Below are 17,438 nucleotides of genomic sequence, written 5' to 3'. Positions count from 1 at the left end.
GTGGCCAAGCGGGATCGCAAGGCTGGCCGAATGGACGGCGCGGGGGTCGACGACACGATCGAGGTCGACGGCATCCGGGCCGACGACGAGCTTCGTCCGAGCGGTAAGCGTTCGGCACGGGGACGTCGGGCGGAAGCCGCATCGGCGACGGTCGCGACCTCGTCTCGCAGCACCGACACCGGTGCGTCGACGAGCCGCAACCCGTTTGTGCGCATCTGGTCGTTCCTCAAGCAGGTCATCAGCGAGATGCGCAAGGTCGTATGGCCGACGCGCAGTGAGATGGTCAACTATTCGATCGCAGTCCTCGCGTTCCTGGTGGTCGTGACGTCGATCATCGCCGGATTGGACATCGGATTCGCGAAGCTCGCGCTTCTCGTATTCGGCTGACACGTGCGAGAGTGGGCGTTTGCGCCCGCGACACTGCGGGGGCACACCCCGTAGTACTGACGGGCCGACGGCCCGGGTGAGCAATGAAGGAGTTGGGCGCAGTGAGCACCCCGGAGAACGACATCGAATCGCCGGAGGTCGGTGACGTGACGCCTGATGAGACCACGCAGGACGCCGCGCCCGAGACCGCCGCAACGCCGGAGCCGGAAGCCGACATCGACCCTGTCGCCCAGCTCAAGGCAGAACTGCGTCGTGCACCCGGCGAGTGGTACGTCATCCACTCGTACGCGGGCTACGAGAACAAGGTCAAGACCAACCTCGAGACCCGTGTTCAGAACCTCGACGTCGGCGACTACATCTTCCAGGTCGAGGTTCCGACCGAAGAGGTCACCGAGATCAAGAACGGCCAGCAGAAGAAGGTCAACCGCAAGGTCCTTCCCGGCTACATCCTGGTCCGCATGGAACTCAACGACGACTCGTGGAGCGCGGTGCGCAACACCCCGGGAGTCACAGGTTTCGTCGGCATGACCTCGCGTCCGTCGCCGCTGTCACTGAAGGAAGTCCTTCAGTTCCTGCTTCCGCGCGCCGAGGTCCGCAAGGCCCAGGCGGCGAAGGCCGCCGCAGAGGCGGGCGAAAGCGTCGAGGCTGCTGCAGCCGCCGCGTCGAACCTCGTGGAGGTCGACTTCGAGGTCGGCGAGTCGGTGACCGTCATGGACGGCCCGTTCGCGACCCTGCCGGCCTCCATCAGCGAGGTCAACACCGAACAGCGCAAGGTGAAGGTCCTGGTGTCGATCTTCGGCCGAGAGACTCCGGTCGAGCTCGGCTTCAACCAGGTCGAGAAGATCTGACCGGCTTCACCGCCAAGCGTGCAATGACTTCCGCGTATCCAGCGTGCGCGGATCTGTAGGAAAAAGGACAAGAGGATATGCCTCCCAAGAAGAAGAAGATCTCCGGGATCATCAAGCTCCAGATCCAGGCGGGCCAGGCCAACCCGGCACCGCCCGTGGGTCCGGCTCTCGGTCAGCACGGCGTCAACATCATGGAGTTCTGCAAGGCGTACAACGCTGCGACGGAATCCCAGCGTGGAAACGTCATCCCGGTCGAGATCTTCGTGTACGAAGACCGTTCGTTCGACTTCAAGCTCAAGACCCCGCCGGCAGCCAAGCTGCTGCTGAAGGCCGCAGGCCTGCAGAAGGGCTCGGGCGTGCCGCACACCGACAAGGTCGGCAAGGTGTCGATGGACCAGGTCCGCGAGATCGCGAAGACCAAGGCCGAGGATCTGAACGCCAACGACATCGACGCCGCAGCGAAGATCATCGCAGGCACCGCCCGTTCGATGGGCATCGTCGTCGAAGGCTGATCCCGACTCGGATCGCACCACCAGAACATCCGTGGGAGGGCCGTGCTCGGCCCATTAACCACTAACTCCCGCCCCGCGCGGGGAGAAGGAACAGAGCATGAGCAAGAAGAGCAAGGCCTATGTGGCCGCAGCTGAGAAGATCGATCGCGACAACCTTTACAGTCCGCTGGAGGCTGTGAAGCTCGCACAGGAGACGTCGTCGAAGAACACCGACGCCACTGTCGAGGTCGCCGTCCGTCTCGGCGTCGATCCCCGCAAGGCCGACCAGATGGTCCGCGGCACCGTCAACCTGCCGCACGGCACCGGTAAGACTGCCCGCGTCATCGTGTTCGCCGCAGGCGACAAGGCCACCGAGGCTGCCGCTGCGGGCGCAGACGAGGTCGGCGCCGAGGACCTGATCGAGAAGATCCAGGGTGGCTGGCTCGACTTCGACGCCGCGATCGCGACGCCGGACCAGATGGCCAAGGTCGGCCGTATCGCACGTGTCCTCGGACCGCGTGGTCTGATGCCGAACCCGAAGACGGGCACCGTCACCACCGACGTGACCAAGGCCGTCAACGACATCAAGGGCGGCAAGATCAACTTCCGCGTCGACAAGGCAGCGAACCTGCACTTCGTCATCGGCAAGGCGTCGTTCGACGCTGCCAAGCTCGCCGAGAACTACGGCGCAGCGTACGACGAGATCATGCGTGCGAAGCCGTCGGCAGCCAAGGGCCGCTACGTCAAGAAGGTCACCATCTCGACCAACACCGGCCCCGGCGTCCCCGTCGACCCGGCCGTGTCGCGCAACTTCCTCGACGAGGCCTGATCCAGGTCTGGCTCGAGCAGTAGCCAAAAGGCGCCTCCCGCTTGAAGCGGGAGGCGCCTTTTTGTGGGTCGAATACCGATAATTCTTTGTTAACGGGACGTGGCCACCGAGCACACCGGTCGGCGTTCACGTGCGTTCTGCGCGGGGCGAGCAGAACATGCGCCGCGCCGAATGTAGTCCGATCAGACGATGCTCTGGGGCGTTCACCTGCCTCGATGGCAGTCTGCAGTGCCGCGTTCGCACCCTACGGAGGACCGCCGTGAAGACACGCGAACTGTGATCTCCAGGACTCTCGGAGCAGACCGATGACGCCTGTCACGAGTCTTGAAACGACGCTTCGTCGAGGAGTAGATCCTTTCTCAGGGGGCGCGAGAAGACGCGAATCTCCGAGATCCGGGCCAGACTCACGAGGGGGACACTATGGAGTACAGCGAACTCGCCGACTACCCGCTGCACGGCGGGCAGACGATCGGTTGGGTGCCGACCGCGCGTGCCGAGGCATGGCGAAACGATCACCGGCCGCTCTCGACCGACCATGAGACACACGTGGCGTGCGCGACCGATGCTCCCGAGGCGGCTGCGGGCTCCTGGATCGGCACAGCCTTCCGTGTCGACGAACCCCTCGACACGGACGCGTTCGGTGCGGTGGTCGGCGACTGGGTCGCTCGTCACGAGGCATACCGCACCACCGCGGTCCCCGCGGTCGGCGGTCGGGGGTTCATTCGGGCCACCGTTCCTGCGGAGGCGATCACCGTCGAGGCTCGTCGTGCTCCGGAGCCTCGCGGAAGCGCTGAGATCTGCAGTCGGATCGAGAGCTTCTTCGCCGATGTCATCTCGGCCGTCCGGTGGCCTCACCTGGCGGTCGTGACCGTCGAACCCGACTCGGCGTCACCGTGGTTCACCGTGGTGTTCGCCGCAGATCACGCCGTGATGGACGCGTACACGCAGGTCATCGCGATCGCGGAGCTCACTGAGCTCTACCGGGCGCGGGTGCAGGGGCGTGTGCCGCTCCTCCCGCCGGTGGGGTCGTATGTCGACTTCAGCGCCTTCGAGCGTGCGGTCGACGATGCGCTCGACCACGACCACCCCGTCGTCCAACGGTGGGCCGAGTTCCTCGGCGCAGACCGGCGACTTCCGTCGTTCCCTCTACCGGTTCGCCGTCCGACCGGTGACACGGCGCCCGATTTTCAGGCGAGCCTGTCCAGATGGTTGCTCGACGCAGATGCGACCGAGGCGTTCGTCGCGGCAGCGAAGGGATTCGGCGGATCTCAGACGAGCGGCTTCCTGAGCGCGGTCAAGACCGCGCTTGGGCGACTCGGCGCCGACGGTCTGCGATTCATCATGCCGATGCACACACGCAATGCTCCCGAGTTCGCGGCCGCGGCCGGCTGGTTCGTCGGTGTGATGCCGGTCGACGATCCGATCGGACATGCGGCGTCGTTCGGCGAGACGATCGCAGGCACCTCGGCCGCGATCCGCGCAAACCGGGATGTCGTGCCCTTCTCGTTGCCACGCGTCACGAGCATTCTCGACGTCCCGGGGGCACCGGAGTTCGTGGTGTCCTTCGTCGACGGACGAGCGGTCCCCGGGGCCGACGCCTGGTCCGAACACGAGCGGGCCCTCCGAAGCCGTGTCCGCAGCGGCTCCGAGGTCTATCTGTGGATCAACCGTGCCGCAGGCGGGCTCAACCTGTCGATGAGGTACCCGAACAACGAGATCGCCGCGTCGTCGGTCCACGCATTCGTCGCCGAGTTCGCCGCCGTCCTCAGCGAGGTCGTCGAAACCGGCGATGCAGCGCTCGGCCGCCCCGTCCGGATCGTCCAGTGAGGATCGCAGCCGGGCGGGAATGGCGACCGGCCGCGGGCGCTGTCGTCGACTGGGCACCAACCGACGCCACCGCGGCCGCCGGCCGGGCAGCCCCTCTGCATCCGGTTGGCCCGTCGTTTCTGCAGCGGGATCACATCGTCGCAGTGCAAGCCGATCGGGTGGCCGGCAGAGAGCATCACGCCTTCACCTGCGCGACGGTCCCGGTTCCCGGAGTCCTCGATCTCGACCGGATGACGGCGGCCCTCAACGGGTTCCTCCGAGATCACGACGGGTGGCGGTCGACGTTTCGATTCGACGGCGATGACGTGGTGCGTGGACTGGTCGACGCGTCCGACATCGAAGTCCAGGCGCACGTGTTGCCGCAGGGAACTGATCCGGTCGATCACCTGCACCGTCGCCTGCCATCAACAGCTGTGTTCGACGTGTTCCCCGCGGTGGCGTTCGGAGCGGTGGCGCATGACGACTCGTTCGACTTCTACTTCGCGATCGATCACGCGTTCGGTGACGCGAGTTCACAGGCGATCGGGCTCGCCGAGATCCTGTCGCGCTATCACGGCGACGGCGGACCCCGGCCGGTCGTGGGCGCGAGCCACATCGAGCACACGGCGTCCGAATACGCTCGCGCGGAAGCGATGACGACCGAGACGGCGTCGGTTCATCACTGGGAGTCGATCCTCGGAGGGAGCACTCCGGCGATACCGTCGTTCCCCCTCGACCTCGGCATCGTCGACGGGCGGTCGGAGCCGGTGCGGATCGACCAGGTCCGGATCGCCGACGCCGACCGCGTCGAGAGGCTCGCCGGCTGGGCGAAGGCGTCAGGCGCCGGGCTGTCGGCTCTGGTGTTCGCGGCGCTTGGCGTCACCGAACGGAGGCTGGTGGGGCGAGAGCGCTACCTGACGGCGACCGTGCTGAGCACACGGAGCGGTGACCACGTGGCCGCACAGGGGTGGTACATCAATTTCGTCCCGGTCGCGTTCGACGTCCGGACTGAGAATCTCGCCGATGTCCTCGGCGACGCGGTGCGCGGCCTGGCGGTGGCGAAGGAGATGTCCGCGGACCCGGTCCACGGCGCCCTCGGAGTGCTGATCGGCAAGGGCGTCCTGGACCCGTCGGTGATCGCCAACCCCCAGATGGTCTCGTATCTCGACTTCCGATGGTTCCCGGCGGCCGACCGTCTACGGGACGCGCTGATCTTCACCGGAGAGGGCGTCACCGACCACGCGTCCATTTGGATCAGCCGGACCGACGACGGACTGTTCGCAGCCACCCAGCGGCCGGACAACCCGATCGCCGAGGCGTCCGTCGCGAAGTACTTCGACACCCTCGTTGAGGTGCTGGCGTCGGTGGACCAGCGGTGACCGCAGTCGCAGTGGGGCGATTGACGGCCGACGACAACCTGTTCTTGGTGATGGAGCGAGTCGTCGACCTTCCGGTGGTCAACCAGGTCGTGTGGCGACTCGGGTCCGACGTCGATGCGGACCTGGTGAACCGGCTTGGCGAGGGCCTGCGCGCAGGCAGACTCTCGCGGCTGGCGGTGCGCACCGCCGGCCCGACGCGCGACCTCTGGAGGTCCACACCTGCCGCGGGAGTCGTCGCGACTTCGGAACTGCCGGTCCGGCCGGGTGGGGAGGGCGACTGGGCTCGGACACAACTCGCGGCGCCGATCGACAGCGTCGCCGGGCCGTCGTGGAGGCTGACTGCGGCACCGACCAGCGACGGCCAGACACTGGTGTCACTGGTGTTCTCCCACGTCGTCGCGGACGGAGGCGCGATCCTCGCCGCGGTCGACGAGGCTGTTCGTGGATGTTCGCGGCCGCTGGACGTCGACGGCGGACGTCCCATCGCCGATGCGTTGAGTCTGGGCCGAGCAGCGGCGTCGGCCGTACGCGAACTGTTCCGGAACAGGGCGCCGAGCGCGGCGCGAGAGCCGCGTCAGGCTGCCGACGACGCGCCGTTCACGTGTCCCACGATCGCTGTCACCGTGGATTCTGCCGTCTTCGACGCGACTGCGCTGGAAGCGAACGGCACACCGAACACGCTGTTCGTGGCACTGGTGCTCGGTGTGCTCGAGCGATCGGGGCGGGTGGCGACCGGCGACGATGTAAAGATCAATCTGCCAGTGTCGACTCGCGGCGATGACGACGATCTGCGGTCGAATGCGTCGTCGGCCGCGACCGCAGAGGTGACGGTGTCTGCCGATCGTTATGACGACCTCTCTGAGCTGCGAGCATCGTGCAAGGAGGCCTATGTCCGCAGGGAACGAGACGTTGACCCGTTCGTTTCGACCGTTGTGGTCGCACAAGCGCTGCCGGACGCAGTCGTTCGGCGGCTCGCCGCGGGTGCCGGCACTCCGCTGTGTCTTGCATCGGCACTGGGCGACCTGCCGCCGTCGTTCGCGACACTCGGCGGCGCCACGACGGGACCGGTCGCCATGCGGTCCACGACGGTGGGCGCCTCCGCCGCGCAGTTGGCGTCAGCGGGTGGCGGCGTCAGCGCGTGGTCGTCCCGGACGCCCGGCGTCGTCACCCTGTGCTTCGCGGGGCTGGATCCAGTCGCGACTCCGGACCGGCGGCGTCTCACGGACCTGGTCCTCGGTGAACTCGAACGCTGGGACCTGTATGCGCAGGTGTGGCTCGACTGACATGTGCGGACCTGTGGACAGAGTGATCGACCGTGTCGGGGGACGCCGATACCCTGTGGGGCATGCGCGACGACAAGCTGCTCACCCGCATCGCCGGACTGCTACGGCAGGCGGAGGGGACCGACAACGAGCATGAGGCCGAGGCGTTCATGGCCGCGGCTCAGAGGTTGGCGACGGCGTCGTCGATCGATCTCGCGTTGGCCCGAGCGCACGACCCGGCCGCACGGGCTGCCGCCGTTCCTCTGACCCGCCAGGTCACGATCGGAGAAGCCGGGAAACGTGGCCTGAAGACCTACGTCCAGCTGTTCGTGCAGATCGCCCGTGCCAACGACCTGACGTGCGACGTGGCGTCGAACTCGACCTACGTGATCGCGTACGGTTTCGAGGCCGACATCGACGCGACCGAGGCGCTGTACTCCTCGCTGGTGATCCAGATGGTCGCCGCCAGCGACGCCTACCTGAAGTCCGGTGGATACAAAGGGCAGACGGCTCGGCAAGTGGTCACCGTCGGTGCGGGGTACTTCCGCCGTAAGGCGATCGAGGAGAAGCCGCTCTCGCCGATCACGGCTCGGCTCAACTTCCAGTCGGCGTTCGCGGAACGGATCGGCCGTCGGCTCCAGGAAGCGCGCGACGAACAGCGCGCCGAGGCGATGTCCGCGGAGTCGGCCGGTGCAGGCGGGGGCTCGGGGTCCACTGCGGTCGCCCTGCGGAACAAGGAACTCGAGGTGAAGGACTTCTACTCGCAGGCGACGACGGCTCGCGGCACCTGGCGTCCGACGTCGGCGCGCTCGGGTTACTCGTCGGCCGCGCGGCAGGCGGGTGATCGTGCCGGCCGCAGGGCTCGGCTGGGACCCGGCGAACCGACTCTGCCGAGCGGTCGCCGCAGGATCGACCGCTGAGGTTTCTCCGGCTACTCGTGTCAGGCGGCCTCATCGCGACTACCGTCTGAGCATGGAGGTTAGTAGGCGAAAACTCACTGTTGTCGGAGCGGGTGCAGTCGGAACCGCGATCGCGTACTCGGCGCTGATCAGGGGAGTCGCCCGGACTGTTGCGTTGCTCGACGTGAACGAGGCGAAGGTCGAAGCGGAAGTGCTCGACCTACGGCACGGCCTCGAGTTCGTGCCCGGCGCCACGGTGATCGGTGGGAGCGATCCCTCGGTGGCGTCGGACTCGAACGTTGTGATCTTCACAGCCGGTGCGAAACAGAAGCCGGGGCAGTCCCGTCTCGAACTCGCAGAGGCGACCATCGAGTTGACCCGTCGAGCGCTTCCGCCGATCGTGGCGGCGGCACCGGACGCAGTGTTCATGATGGTCACCAATCCCGTCGACGTCGTCACGTATGCGGCGTTGAAGTTCACCGGTCTCCCGCCTAACCGCCTGTTCGGGTCGGGGACGGTCCTCGACACGTCTCGGCTCCGGCACTTGCTGGCGATCCACTGCGGTGTGGCAGTCCAGAACGTTCACGCGTACATCGCCGGTGAGCATGGAGACAGCGAGATACCGCTGTGGTCGACTGCCACCATCGGAGCGGTCCCGCTGGACCAGTGGCGACCATTGGAGGGGCGCGACCCACTCGATGCTGCAGTCCGCGAACAGATCAGACGTGATGTCGTCGAGTCGGCGTACCGGATAATCGCGGGCAAGGGCGCTACGAACTATGCGATCGGGCTCGCAGCCGTCCGAATCACGGAGGCCATCTTCGGGGACGAACACCGTGTGCTGCCTGTTTCGACATTGATCACGGACGGCCCCGGGGGGATCGATGACGTCTGTCTCTCCCTGCCCACGATCGTGGATGCGCGAGGTGCGGGAGAGCGACTGGCGGTGTCCCTCTCGGACGACGAAGCCGCCGGGCTCCGCGCGTCCGCTGACACCCTGCATCGGACCCAGGGGCACTTCGACCTGTGACGCTCTGCCGGAACTGGAGAAGAGTCGCCCCGTCTGAAGCGCAGGGACGTCGATAGGGTGGGCGGGTGCGCGATGCGAACCGGGGAAGGGTTTACGAGACGGAGCGGATCGCGCATCGATTGATGGACCGCGCAGGCGGGGGAGCGCATACACTGCAGATCGCAGGCACGACGCTCACAGTTCCCGCGGAAGCCAAGTTCGGCGACGTCGGCGCGGTCGCTCGATATGTCGACGACGTCCTCGCTCTCCATCCAGTTCGCGAGAGATTCGTGAACGCGTCCGCACCGGTGCGGGTCCGACGCAGGAAGGGCAGTCGTGCGGCTCACTACGAAGCGTCAGGGCACGTGATCGCCGTCCCCGACTCGGCGGAGGGAACCTGGGCTCTGCGGGAACTGGTGGTGCTGCACGAACTCGCGCATCACCTCGATCCGCGGGACGACGGCCAGATGCATGGAGCGTCGTTCGTCGACACGCTCATCGAGCTTGTCGGACTGGTCCTCGGACCGGAAGTGGGTCTCGTCTACCGAGTCCTGTTCACAGAGGCCGGAGTGCGCTGACGACCGGAACCGGGTCCGCGCCGAGCACACCGTCGGTCTGGAAGGTCAGGTAGCTCGGCTTGTTCGGATCGAGCACCAACTGTTGACGACGGCCACGCGCCTTGATCAGGTCCGGAACGATCGTCAGGTAACGGGGCAGGCTGGCGGCGTAGACGTCGACCCTCAGGCGATGTCCGGGCGCGAGCACGGCATCGGTCGGGACGAGATCGATGTCGATGCGGACCGGCTCGTTTGCGGGAACCGGCAGACGCCGTTCCCTGGAGAGGTAGTGCACGGCGTCGAGCAGCACACCGTCGGGCGTGTACGTGGAGCGCGACGGGTCGAGTGCACGATTCGACGAGGTCAGGGCTCCATTGGTCAAGACGCGGGACGTACCGTCGGGCGCGACGTCGTTGATGGTGACCGCCCAGATGCCCTCGTGCGCGGTGGTCGCGACGTTGAGGCGAAGGTTCATCTCGCCGGACAGCTGTGTCGGCTCGTCGACGGCCTCGCTGGTGAACGACAGCGCACCGTGCTCTTGATAGCGCGCGTCGACAGCGAAGTCGTCTCCGAGGACGATCGCGGCGCCGGCGGTGACCTGCGCCAGGTCTCGGGAGCGGAATCCGCGAAGATCGGGACGCACGTGCAGCGCTCGACGGCGACGTGCTGGTTCGGCGGACAGCCCACCGTCGTGGCGGGTGTGCTCAGCTGTTCCCGAGGAGTCCTCGGTGAGAAACAGTCGGCGCGGGGTCACTTCTGAACGCGGGAACGCGGTGCCGCACGACCACATGCCGCCCTGCTGCTCCATCGTGACCGGGCCGTACTCCTCGACGCTGTTGTCGATGCCTTTGAGCCACTTGTCGAACCAGGCGCGCTCGAGTACGTCGAGGCGGGGCGGACGGTGCGGCGCTCCGTGGTCGCATCCCGGATCGAGGTGATATCCGTCGGCGACGAGCATCTGTTTGCGGCCAGGAGTCATCTGCAGCTTCTGGTAGACGCGGGTCGCGCTGCGGCCGAACAGGTCATGCCAGCCGCCGACCGTGAACGTCGGACACTCGATGTTCTCGATGATCGGGTTGCGTTCGGTGAAGTACGGGTCGTCGAAGATGCGGTCGTCGCGGGCGGTCAGGAACCCCCACATCAGAGACGGCATCTCGGAGGCGGGCGACTTCACCCGATCTCGAAGCCATCGGTACGCGTCGCCGCGTAGGAGATCGGCCACGCCGGTAGCCGGATTCGGAAGCCATTTGAGGCCGTTGACCAGAGCCAGCCACAGCGGGATGAAGGCCGAAGGCATTCCGCCGGTGATGTAGACGTCGCGGACCACGTCTTCGCTGCCTTCGACGGCGAACACGGCCTTGAGTGCGGACGGACGATGGCTGGCAGCCTGCAGCGAGTTGATCGCCGAGTACGACCATCCGGTCATGCCGACGTTGCCGTCACACCACGACCGCTTACTGATCCATTCGATGATCTCGATGGAGTCTTGCTGTTCGCGGGGTGAGAGGATCTCCCACTTACCGTGTGACGAGCCGGTACCGCGAACGTCGACGATCACCTGGACGTAACCCGAGCGGACGAGATTCCGGTTGATACCGAACACGTCCCACAAGCCTGCGCCGAACGTCCTGCCGAGCCTGGAGATGCCGCCGAGTGCGCCGGAGTCGGCGGTCATCGCATTGCTCGCGGTCCGAACGGCGTTGCCGATGACCGGCGCGTGAAGACCGTGGTCGATGGCGTCGAGTATGGCGCGGTTGTACGGGTTCACGTTGAGCACGGCGGGGAACGGCGTCTTGACCGGCGTGCCGAGAACGTTCGCCGGGCGGACAACAGTCGCCCGCAGGCGAGTGCCGTCGCTCATGTCGAGAGTGATGCTGCGGTCGATGTGGACACGCGGGTAGGGCTGGCGGCCGTCGACTGCCGCTCGCCACTCGCGCGCGGCGGCTCCGCCGTCGGCGTTGCGGTAGGCGGGAACACCGTTGCGGTGGAGCCCGGCGAACTCGCCGTGGTCAGCGCTCAACTCCAGAGTCACGCTCGATCACCCTCTCGTCTGTGTCCCACATCACTCGCGAATGTCATTCCATTAAAAACGAAGGCATTCCAGATGCCTAATCGGGAGTGGCGTAACCGTTGTGCTCCGGTGACCGGTTCGTTACGCGGGCCGCTGCTTCGAGGAGCATTGTGGCTCCGACCTGCACAGACATGTCTCGCTCGGGGATCTTCGACGAGGCGACTGCGCCGCCGAACTTCTGTGCCGTCGGCCCTTCGGTGGACGGCACAACGGCCTGTGTGGACCAGTCGGGGCCAAAAATCGGGTGCCCGTCGACCTCGGCGCGGTGAGTCCAGGCGGCGTCGGCGCTCGTCGTGACGATCGCTGCGGCACGGGCGCGGACGTCCGATGTGATGTCGGGGAGATCGGTCGCCACCAGTGCGAGGTACCGGGCGAGGATTCCGCCGAACAGTCCGCCGTCACCACCGCCCGCGCCGCGGATGACACCGTCGACTGTCATGCGGTCGGACACGGCGCGAAGGAGGGCGTCGATGTGTGACAGATGGAGAGGATCGCCGCTCAGCCGATAGGCCTCGACGTCGGCGCCGAGGACAACACCCTGGCAGTACGTGAAGACTGCGTCGTCGAACTCGCGGGAGCCGTCTGCTCGGCGCCACAGGCCGTCGCCGATCAGGCCGGACGGGAGAGTGAGGTTCTCGTGCAGCCAGTTCGCCATCTCGATCGCACGCTCGGGACGTCCGGCGCGTGCGAGGAGGATCGCGGCCGGTCCGTTCGCTGGGGCGTTGAAGAAGTGATCGGTCGTCCGCCACGGGATTCCGCCGCCGAGTTCGGGGGACCAGCCGTTGTACATCACATCCCGAAGGGTGCGGAGGCCGCGGAGGTGACCCGCGCCCGTTCGGCCCGGCAGATGGCGGTCGACGCGCTCCATCGCGAGACCGAGCCACGCCATGTCGTCGTAGTAGTTGTTGGTCCAACGTCCCACGTTGCGGATTCGGATGCCGCGTAGGAGCCGGACTGCGTCGGCGCCGCACCGCTCGTCGCCGCGCAGCACCGCGCCGTCGACGAGGGTGTCCACGAGGTGGGCCTGCCACCAGTAGTTCCAGGACGACGTGATCCGTTGTTTGGACAGGGGTCGGCCTGCGGGCGGCCATGCGACGACGCCGATCCTGGTGAACGGAACCCACCCGCCGAGTCTGCGGAGGTGGCGGGCCCGAAGGGCCTCCTGGGCGGCGGCGGCCCGCGTCGATTCGACATCGTCGGTCATAGTCGTTAGCCTATGGGGCGACGCATCGAGTCCGCTCGGTGCATCAAAGTTCAACCAGAGACCGTTGGTCATCGTGGACGAGAGTCCCGATCGAAGGTCCGGCTCCGGCCGGCGACCCACGCAGGATGAACGAGGATTACCGCCGCCACTCTCGAGTTGGCTTGTGTACGCCCCGTGCCTCCTGCGCCCGGGGCGTTTCGTGTTTCACGCGAGCGCTTTCATACGAACCAACGGGGTCTGGGTCCGATTCGACTCGGTGGAACCGAGTCGACGTGAAGTGACACGAGAGGAGGCGAAGTATGGCTAAGGCCGAAAAGGTTTCTGCAGTCGCAGAGATCACCGAGCAGTTCAAGGGCTCCAATGCGGCGGTCATCACGGAATTCCGTGGTCTGTCCGTCACCCAGCTGGGAACCCTGCGTCGCACGCTCGGTGAAGGCGCAACCTACTCCGTCGCCAAGAACACCCTCGTCAAGCGTGCCGCCGCAGAGGCGGGCGTCGAGGGCCTCGACGAGCTGTTCACCGGTCCGACCGCGATCGCATTCATCGAAGGCGAGCTTCCCGAAGCCGCCAAGGCGATGAAGACGTTCGCCAAGGAGAACAAGAACCTCATCATCAAGGGTGGATACATGGACGGCCGCGTGCTGTCCGTGGACGAGGTCGAGCGTATCGCCGACCTTGAAACCCGCGAGGTTCTGCTGGCAAAGCTCGCCGGTGCCATGAAGGGCAACTTGGCAAAGGCTGCAGGGCTGTTCAACCAGCCTGCGTCGCAGGTCGCGCGTCTCGCTGCGGCTCTGCAGGAGAAGCAGGAGGCCTCGGGCGACGCCGCCTGAGACCTCACGCTCTCCACCCAGACCGGCGCAAGCTGGTCGACACCCATGATCGAGCCTGCACTGCAGGCGCCCCCGCACCGGCGGGGAATTACGGAAGGACGCCACCATGGCGAAGCTCACCGCTGACGAGCTCATCGAGCAGTTCAAGGAACTGACCCTGCTGGAGCTCAGCGATTTCGTGAAGAAGTTCGAAGAGGTCTTCGAGGTCACCGCTGCTGCTCCGGTCGCCGTCGCTGCTGCCGGTGCTCCGGCTGCCGGCGCCGACGCCGCTGCTGAGCAGGACGAGTTCGACGTCGTGCTCGAGTCGGCCGGCGACAAGAAGATCCAGGTCATCAAGGTCGTCCGTGAGGTCGTCTCGGGTCTGGGTCTGAAGGAAGCCAAGGACCTCGTCGAGGGTGCACCGAAGGCTCTCCTGGAGAAGGTCAGCAAGGACGACGCTGAGGCTGCCAAGGCCAAGCTCGAAGAGGCCGGCGCCAAGATCTCGCTCAAGTGATCTGATGCCGTCGTACGACGGCGTTGAGGCCGCGTAGCGGCTTCGAATCGGGCCCGCAGGGACTACCCTGCGGGCCCTTTTCGTGTCATTCGGTGTCCATAAACCGACCTATGTGAGGTCTCTCACATCAGCGTGTCGGATCGGACCGCGTTCACTTTGGCCTGACTCGCTTCTTCGAGTATTCTCAGCTCACTAAACAAAGTTACCGCTGAGTAGATGCCTCGCCGGGCTGGTCACCACAGTGATCTGAAGGTGTGTCATACCACGCGGTGGGTTACAGTGACCGCAGCCACAAACGGCACACCGGAGTGAGCGGGGGCTAAAAGCTCACAGGTTTCGTGTCCACGGATGGGCACAACGGAAGCCATTCGGTATCTGAAACGTCTGGAGGGACGCAGTGGGAGTTGAGGTCACAGTCGAGGGACTCACCAAGTCGTTCGGCTCACAGAACATTTGGCGAGATGTCAGCCTGACGCTGCCCGCGGGCGAGGTCAACGCTCTCCTGGGTCCGTCCGGTACCGGTAAGTCGGTCTTCCTGAAGACTCTCATCGGCCTCCTGCATCCCGAGCAGGGCTCCGTCATCATCGACGGCACCGACATCACTCAGTGCTCTGCCAAGGAGCTGTACGAGATCCGCAAGCTGTTCGGCGTCCTGTTCCAGGACGGCGCACTCTTCGGCTCGATGAGCCTGTACGACAACATCGCCTTCCCGCTTCGTGAGCACACGAAGAAGAAGGAAGACGAAGTCCGCAGGATCGTCATGGAGAAGGTCGAGCTCGTCGGTCTGGCCGGCGCCGAGGACAAGCTCCCCGGCGAGATCTCCGGCGGTATGCGCAAGCGCGCCGGTCTGGCCCGCGCACTCGTGCTCGATCCCCAGATCATCCTCTGCGACGAGCCCGACTCGGGTCTCGACCCGGTCCGCACCGCGTACATCTCGCAGCTGCTCATCGACATCAACGCGGAGATCGACGCGACGATCCTCATCGTCACGCACAACATCAACATCGCCCGCACCATCCCGGACAACATCGGCATGCTGTTCCGCAAGGAACTCGTCATGTTCGGTCCGCGCGAGCAGCTCCTCACCTCGGAGCAGCCGGTTGTTAAGCAGTTCCTCTCCGGCGACCGCTTCGGTCCCATCGGCATGTCCGAGGAGAAGGACGAGTCGGTCGCTGCGGCAGAGGCCGCCATGCAGGCCGCGGGCATCTCCGGTGGCGGCACCTCGGACGACTTCTCCGAGATCATCCCGCAGGTGCAGCCGAACCCGGGCATGCCTGTCCGCAAGGCCGCGATCCGCCACCGTGCGAACGTCCTCAGCATGCTGCACACCCTCCCGGAGAACGCGCAGCACGCGATCCGCAACTCGATCGCCGAAGAGGACCGCCGCGCTGCGGAGACGCCCGAGACGTCGACCACTCTGGTGGCCCTGTCGCAGACCGACTTCAGCGATCCGAACGCCGTCTACACCGGTCTCCCGGGCGGTCCGGAAGGCGTGTACGTCGCTCCGACCGACGTACACGGCAACACTCAGGCGAACCAGCAGACCGACGTCGTCACACGCCCGGATCTCGCGAAGACCGCCGTCGCTCAGCCCGCTGGCGACGACGCGTTCACGCAGCCGATCGACACCTCGGCCATCGAGACGGCGATCAACGACCAGTCCAAGGGACAGGGGAGTAACCAGGCATGACGAGTGCCACCACGCGTGGCGTCGACAAGCTCGCGAAGGCCGGTGAGGGTGCTCTCACCCAGACCGGCAACATCGTCCAGCTGTTCGTCGACGTCGCCCGCCAGCTCTTCGTGCGGCCATTCCAGCTGCGCGAGTTCATTCAGCAGGCCTGGTTCATCGCCAGCGTCACGATTCTGCCGACCGCGCTCATCGCGATCCCGTTCGGTGCAATCGTCTCGCTGCAGACCGGTTCGCTGATCAAGCAGCTCGGTGCCGAGGCGTACACCGGCGCGGCGAGCGTGCTCGTCGTCGTCCAGCAGGGTTCGCCCCTGGTGACGTCGCTGCTTGTCGCTGGCGCCGCAGGATCGGCCGTTGCCGCCGACCTCGGTTCGCGAACCATTCGCGAAGAGATCGACGCGATGGAGGTGCTCGGAATCAATCCCGTGCAGCGCCTCGTCGTGCCGCGCGTGTTGGCGATGGTCCTCGTGGCCGTCCTCCTCAACGGACTGGTCGCCGTCGTCGGCATCGGCGGTGGCTACTTCTTCAACGTGATCGTGCAGGGCGGAACGCCCGGTGCGTATCTCGCCTCGTTCGGCGCGCTCGCGCAGCTGCCGGACCTCTACATATCGACGCTGAAGGCCGCGATCTTCGGTGTCATCGCAGGTGTCATCGCCGCCTACAAGGGCCTCAACCCCAAGGGCGGCCCGAAGGGTGTCGGCGACGCGGTGAACCAGAGCGTCGTCGTGACGTTCCTGCTTCTGTTCTTCGCGAATCTGATCATCACGGCCGTGTTCCTCCAGATCGTCCCGGCGAAGGTGAGTTAGCCATGACACGTGGTGTGACAGTCTCCAAGAGCCGCCCGGAGTACTACCTCTACGAGGCGCGCAAGCAACTCGGCAAGCCGTTGAAGATCCTCGACGGCGCCGGCGAACAGATGTCGTTCTACGGTCGCACGCTCGCGTGGATTCCGAAGACCCTCGTCCACTACACCCGTGAGGTGATGCGCCTCCTCGCCGAGGTCGCGTTCGGCTCGGGCGGCCTCGCCGTCATCGGCGGCACCGTCGGCGTGATGGTCCTGATGTCGGGCTTCACCGGTGTTGTGGTCGGCATGCAGGGCTACGCGGCCCTCGACCAGATCGGTTCGCAGGCACTGACCGGCTTCTTGTCGGCGTACGTCAACACCCGTGAAGTCGCACCGCTGGTGGCGGGCCTGGCACTGTCGGCGACGGTAGGCTGCGGCTTCACCGCCCAGCTCGGCGCCATGCGCATCTCCGAGGAGATCGACGCCCTCGAGGTCATGGCCGTCCCGTCCATCCCGTTCCTCGTCAGCACACGCGTGATCGCAGGCTTCGTCGCCGTCATCCCGCTGTACGTGCTCGGCCTGATGGCCGCGTATCTCGCGTCGCGCACCATCAACACGGTCTTCAACGGTCAGTCGACCGGTTCGTACGACCACTACTTCAACCTGTTCCTGCCGCCCGCCGACGTGCTGTGGTCGTTCGGCAAGGTGCTGGTGTTCGCGTTCGTCATCATCCTGGTGCACTGCTACTACGGCTACTACGCAAGCGGCGGCCCCGCGGGCGTCGGTGTGGCTGTTGGACACGCGGTGCGCGCAGCGTTGGTGCTGATCGCGGTCATGGACTTCTTCCTGGGCCTGGCGATCTGGGGAACCACCACGTCGGTCCGAGTCGGAGGTTAGGAAAA

At 66.0% G+C, this 17,438-nt stretch carries 17 protein-coding genes; 15 read left to right on the top strand and 2 right to left on the bottom strand.

Annotated features, from left to right (window positions below; translation table 11 throughout):
* From secE to JVX90_RS15080, 10 genes are all read left to right on the top strand, one after another.
* Positions 1–387, top strand: coding sequence for a preprotein translocase subunit SecE (gene secE, locus JVX90_RS15125; RefSeq protein WP_205329528.1), 387 nt, complete (start codon positions 1–3; stop codon positions 385–387).
* Positions 388–533: 146 nt separating this feature from the next.
* Positions 534–1,235, top strand: a complete 702-nt coding sequence (gene nusG, locus JVX90_RS15120; RefSeq protein ID WP_240194184.1) for a transcription termination/antitermination protein NusG — start codon at positions 534–536, stop codon at positions 1,233–1,235.
* Between the two features lie 77 nt (positions 1,236–1,312).
* Entirely contained in the window at positions 1,313–1,747 is a 435-nt protein-coding gene (rplK, locus tag JVX90_RS15115) for a 50S ribosomal protein L11 (RefSeq protein WP_008377528.1), read from the top strand.
* Between the two features lie 97 nt (positions 1,748–1,844).
* Positions 1,845–2,555, top strand: a complete 711-nt coding sequence (rplA, locus tag JVX90_RS15110; protein ID WP_205329526.1) for a 50S ribosomal protein L1 — start codon at positions 1,845–1,847, stop codon at positions 2,553–2,555.
* Positions 2,556–2,975: 420 nt separating this feature from the next.
* Positions 2,976–4,382, top strand: a complete 1,407-nt coding sequence (locus JVX90_RS15105; protein WP_205329525.1) for a condensation domain-containing protein — start codon at positions 2,976–2,978, stop codon at positions 4,380–4,382.
* Entirely contained in the window at positions 4,379–5,740 is a 1,362-nt protein-coding gene (locus tag JVX90_RS15100) for a condensation domain-containing protein (protein ID WP_205329524.1), read from the top strand. The genes JVX90_RS15105 and JVX90_RS15100 overlap by 4 nt, the downstream gene beginning before the upstream one ends.
* On the top strand, positions 5,737–7,023 hold the full coding sequence (locus JVX90_RS15095; protein ID WP_205329523.1) for a hypothetical protein: 1,287 nt from the start codon (positions 5,737–5,739) through the stop codon (positions 7,021–7,023). The genes JVX90_RS15100 and JVX90_RS15095 overlap by 4 nt, the downstream gene beginning before the upstream one ends.
* A gap of 62 nt (positions 7,024–7,085) precedes the next feature.
* Positions 7,086–7,922 (top strand): DUF2786 domain-containing protein, encoded by an 837-nt coding sequence (locus JVX90_RS15090; protein WP_205329522.1) that lies wholly within the window; start codon positions 7,086–7,088, stop codon positions 7,920–7,922.
* Between the two features lie 52 nt (positions 7,923–7,974).
* Positions 7,975–8,931 (top strand): L-lactate dehydrogenase, encoded by a 957-nt coding sequence (locus JVX90_RS15085; protein ID WP_205329521.1) that lies wholly within the window; start codon positions 7,975–7,977, stop codon positions 8,929–8,931.
* Positions 8,932–8,996: 65 nt separating this feature from the next.
* Positions 8,997–9,488: a TIGR04338 family metallohydrolase gene (locus JVX90_RS15080; RefSeq protein WP_205329520.1), complete on the top strand. Its 492-nt coding sequence runs from the start codon at positions 8,997–8,999 to the stop codon at positions 9,486–9,488.
* On the opposite strand, the gene JVX90_RS15075 is transcribed toward JVX90_RS15080, so the two are convergent.
* Together JVX90_RS15075 and JVX90_RS15070 are read right to left on the bottom strand one after the other, a co-directional pair.
* A complete protein-coding gene (locus tag JVX90_RS15075; RefSeq protein ID WP_205329519.1) occupies positions 9,466–11,499 on the bottom strand; it encodes a CocE/NonD family hydrolase in 2,034 nt (677 codons plus the stop codon). The genes JVX90_RS15080 and JVX90_RS15075 overlap by 23 nt on opposite strands.
* A 76-nt stretch (positions 11,500–11,575) precedes the next feature.
* Positions 11,576–12,742, bottom strand: a complete 1,167-nt coding sequence (locus tag JVX90_RS15070) for a glycoside hydrolase family 76 protein (RefSeq protein WP_205329518.1) — start codon at positions 12,740–12,742, stop codon at positions 11,576–11,578.
* 299 nt (positions 12,743–13,041) lie between these two features.
* On the opposite strand from JVX90_RS15070, the gene rplJ reads away from it, so the two are divergent.
* The 5 genes from rplJ to JVX90_RS15045 all read left to right on the top strand — a co-directional run bounded on the left by rplJ (position 13,042) and on the right by JVX90_RS15045 (position 17,433).
* The gene (gene rplJ, locus JVX90_RS15065; RefSeq protein ID WP_205329517.1) at positions 13,042–13,572 is read left to right on the top strand and encodes a 50S ribosomal protein L10; all 531 of its coding nucleotides are present in this window, start codon (positions 13,042–13,044) and stop codon (positions 13,570–13,572) included.
* Between the two features lie 106 nt (positions 13,573–13,678).
* Positions 13,679–14,065, top strand: coding sequence for a 50S ribosomal protein L7/L12 (gene rplL, locus JVX90_RS15060; protein ID WP_008377539.1), 387 nt, complete (start codon positions 13,679–13,681; stop codon positions 14,063–14,065).
* Between the two features lie 397 nt (positions 14,066–14,462).
* A complete protein-coding gene (locus JVX90_RS15055) occupies positions 14,463–15,755 on the top strand; it encodes an ABC transporter ATP-binding protein (RefSeq protein WP_205329516.1) in 1,293 nt (430 codons plus the stop codon).
* A complete protein-coding gene (locus tag JVX90_RS15050; protein WP_008377541.1) occupies positions 15,752–16,558 on the top strand; it encodes an ABC transporter permease in 807 nt (268 codons plus the stop codon). Before JVX90_RS15055 ends, JVX90_RS15050 begins: the two co-directional genes overlap by 4 nt.
* A gap of 2 nt (positions 16,559–16,560) precedes the next feature.
* Positions 16,561–17,433, top strand: coding sequence for an ABC transporter permease (locus JVX90_RS15045; protein ID WP_205329515.1), 873 nt, complete (start codon positions 16,561–16,563; stop codon positions 17,431–17,433).
* Positions 17,434–17,438 lie beyond the last annotated feature (5 nt).

Source organism: Gordonia sp. PDNC005, assembly GCF_016919385.1.
Lineage (GTDB): Bacteria > Actinomycetota > Actinomycetes > Mycobacteriales > Mycobacteriaceae > Gordonia.
Note: the sequence above shows the minus strand (reverse complement) of the source record. Positions and strands in the feature narration are given on the sequence as shown.

Excerpts from the sequence above, each read along its gene's own strand:
- rplL (WP_008377539.1), top strand. The coding sequence starts at position 13,679 with ATGGCGAAGCTCACCGCTGACGAGCTCATCGAGCAGTTCAAGGAACTG.
- JVX90_RS15070 (WP_205329518.1), bottom strand. The coding sequence starts at position 12,742 with ATGACCGACGATGTCGAATCGACGCGGGCCGCCGCCGCCCAGGAGGCC.
- JVX90_RS15105 (WP_205329525.1), top strand. The coding sequence starts at position 2,976 with ATGGAGTACAGCGAACTCGCCGACTACCCGCTGCACGGCGGGCAGACG.
- JVX90_RS15045 (WP_205329515.1), top strand. The coding sequence starts at position 16,561 with ATGACACGTGGTGTGACAGTCTCCAAGAGCCGCCCGGAGTACTACCTC.
- JVX90_RS15050 (WP_008377541.1), top strand. The coding sequence starts at position 15,752 with ATGACGAGTGCCACCACGCGTGGCGTCGACAAGCTCGCGAAGGCCGGT.
- rplJ (WP_205329517.1), top strand. The coding sequence starts at position 13,042 with ATGGCTAAGGCCGAAAAGGTTTCTGCAGTCGCAGAGATCACCGAGCAG.
- rplA (WP_205329526.1), top strand. The coding sequence starts at position 1,845 with ATGAGCAAGAAGAGCAAGGCCTATGTGGCCGCAGCTGAGAAGATCGAT.
- JVX90_RS15085 (WP_205329521.1), top strand. The coding sequence starts at position 7,975 with ATGGAGGTTAGTAGGCGAAAACTCACTGTTGTCGGAGCGGGTGCAGTC.
- JVX90_RS15090 (WP_205329522.1), top strand. The coding sequence starts at position 7,086 with ATGCGCGACGACAAGCTGCTCACCCGCATCGCCGGACTGCTACGGCAG.
- rplK (WP_008377528.1), top strand. The coding sequence starts at position 1,313 with ATGCCTCCCAAGAAGAAGAAGATCTCCGGGATCATCAAGCTCCAGATC.